This window comes from Methyloversatilis sp. (assembly GCF_030696805.1).
Classification (GTDB): Bacteria; Pseudomonadota; Gammaproteobacteria; order Burkholderiales; family Rhodocyclaceae; genus Methyloversatilis.
Genome location: NZ_JAUYRO010000016.1, coordinates 1 through 2323 on the forward strand (window position 1 = coordinate 1; position 2323 = coordinate 2323).

Genomic DNA, 2323 nt, shown 5'->3' on the forward strand with positions numbered 1-2323 from the left:
CGGCGGCATCAGAACACCTGGGCGACGACCTGCACGTGCACGTAGTAGCCGCGCGGCTCCTGCGGACGGTCGCGGATCGGCAGCCCCAGCGTCACCCTCGCCGATATGTTCTGCGCGATGTTCGCGTTCAGCCCCCAGCCGTAGCTCGCCATCGTGTCGCTGCCGCGCGTCGATTCCGGCGGACGAAACGGCTCCACCGCGCCGTAGTCCAGAAACAGGAAGCCGCTCGTCCTGATCGGCGCCACCGGCGCTTGCGGCAGCGGGTGGTGCAGCTCGACCGAGGCGATCAACCCCTTGTCGCCACTGAACAGACCCGTCTGGTAACCCCGCACACTGCCCTCGCCACCAATCAGGAACTGCTCGCTCGAAGTCAGGTTCTCGTCACGCGTGTACTGGAAGGCCACCGTGTTGTGCACCGACCAGCCCTCACCCAGCTCCTGCACCCGGCGCACCGAGCCGCGCCAGATCTTGAATGACGTCGACACCACATCGTCGATCGGGTCCGCATCCCCCGCCGAGTAGGTCAGCGACCCGGTCCAGATCCGGTCGCTCTCCCACCACTGCGCATCCACCCCCGCCGACACGTCCTCAATGTCGGTCGACTGGAACTTGCGCCCCTCGATCCAGCTTTCCGTCTTGCGCTTCTTCGCCCCGCCCAGCACATCGAGCTGGTAGTTCTTCCCGATCAGCAACGGGTGGCGCAGCAGCGCCGTCCAGGCCGTCGATTCACCCCGGATGCGCAGCGGTGCGAACGGGCCGTTCCGGATCCGCGTGTGGTCTTCGAACCACGACAGCGTGAGCCGCGTGCCCAGCGTGCCCAGTGGAATGCTGTATGACAGTGCGCGCCCTTCGTGCCCGCCCGTCTCCGCGCCGATCAGCGACGCACTCAACGCGTCCCGGAAGCCGAACAGGCTGCGGTTCTGGTAGAACACACCCGCCCGGTACACGCCGGTCGCGTAGCTGCCGCTGGTATCGGCGAACACCCGCATTTCGTGCTTCCGCGGCTCCACCGCCGTCAGCGCCAGATCGGTTTCGCCGAATTTCGCGCCCGGTTTCAGTTCCGCACGCAGCTGCACGTCCTGGCTGCGGTTGAAGCGCATCATGCTGCGCTCCAGCGCCCCCACGTCCGCCAGATCACCCTTCGTCTGGCCCAGCCGCGACAGGATGAAGCGGTCCGCCGTGCTCGCGTTCCCTTCGAGCAGAATGTCACCCACACGCCCTTCCACCAGCTTGATCGTCACATTGCCATCGGCCACTTCCTGCGCCGGCAGCACCGCCTGCGCGGTCGGGATGCCGCGCTCGCGGTACAGCGTGTTGATGCGCTCGACCACTTCGACCACTTCGGCCAGCGTGACTTCGCGCCCCTCCACCGTCGCCGCCAGCCCGCGCAGCGTCTCCTCCGACAGCAGCTCCGACTTCGTGAAGTCGATGCGCTTGAGCACGAATCTCGACGTCACTGCCGGCTTCTTCGCTGGCGCAGGCTTGAGGCCTTCGCTGTCGATATCCGGCCTGGATTCCGGGCGCTGTTCGCGCTCTTCGCGCAGCCGACGCTCCAGCTCCAGCGAGCGCTGCTGGATGCTGCCCGGGTCGGCCGCCGGCGGCAGCTGCGGGGCCACCTGCGCCTGTGCCGCCACGCCGGCACCGAGCGCGCACGTCAGCGCGGCCGCGGCCAGCGCAGTCCTGCGGGCTTGTCTGATGAACAGCCTGGGTACGCGCCTCACTGTGCGGTCTCCTTCGGGGTTTCGCCGGGGGTGGCGTTCTGCGCTTCGTCCTCGGCCTGGCGGCGGGCTTCGGCTTCCTCTTCCGTCTCTTCCTCGCCCGAATTCACGGCCGGGATGTCCAGCGGGATGTTGATCGCGATCTGCGACAGCGCCGGCACCACATTGACCGCCTGCGGGCGCGTCGGATTCGGCACCCGCCCTTCGATCGCACTGCGCGACTCCTCCCGCCCGCTGTTGTCCGGGTCCGTCGGATTGACCACTTCATGCAGCGGGCTGCGCGTCAGCGCAAGCTCGTCGGTCACCAGACGGTAGCGTTCCAGGCGCAGCGCAAACTGCCCGTCCGGCGCATTGAGCTGGATGTCCGCCGGCTCGATCACCGTCGTCACGTTGTCCATGTACACATTGCTCTGCGGGTTGATGAACCGCGCCTGGTTGTCGATCCGGCCATCCAGCACCTCCAGCCAGCCACGTTCCGTCTCGATCCGCGCGTCCTGCGAATACAGCCGCTCGAAGCGCGTGCCGATCGGACTGTCAAACGTCAGATCGACCCAGCGCGCCATGCCGCCGCGCGGGCCCGTCACGTTCATCAGCAGCGGACCGCT

The 2323-nt window shown here is 67.5% G+C and carries 2 protein-coding genes; both read right to left on the reverse strand.

Features of this window, described 5'->3' with window-relative positions:
• Positions 1 to 8 precede the first annotated feature (8 nt).
• Positions 9 to 1721: a ShlB/FhaC/HecB family hemolysin secretion/activation protein gene (locus tag Q8R75_RS02205; protein ID WP_305626038.1), complete on the reverse strand. Its 1713-nt coding sequence runs from the start codon at positions 1719 to 1721 to the stop codon at positions 9 to 11.
• Positions 1718 to 2323 (reverse strand): hypothetical protein (locus tag Q8R75_RS02210; protein WP_305611288.1); only part of this gene is annotated, 606 nt, incomplete at its 5' end. The genes Q8R75_RS02210 and Q8R75_RS02205, both read right to left, overlap by 4 nt.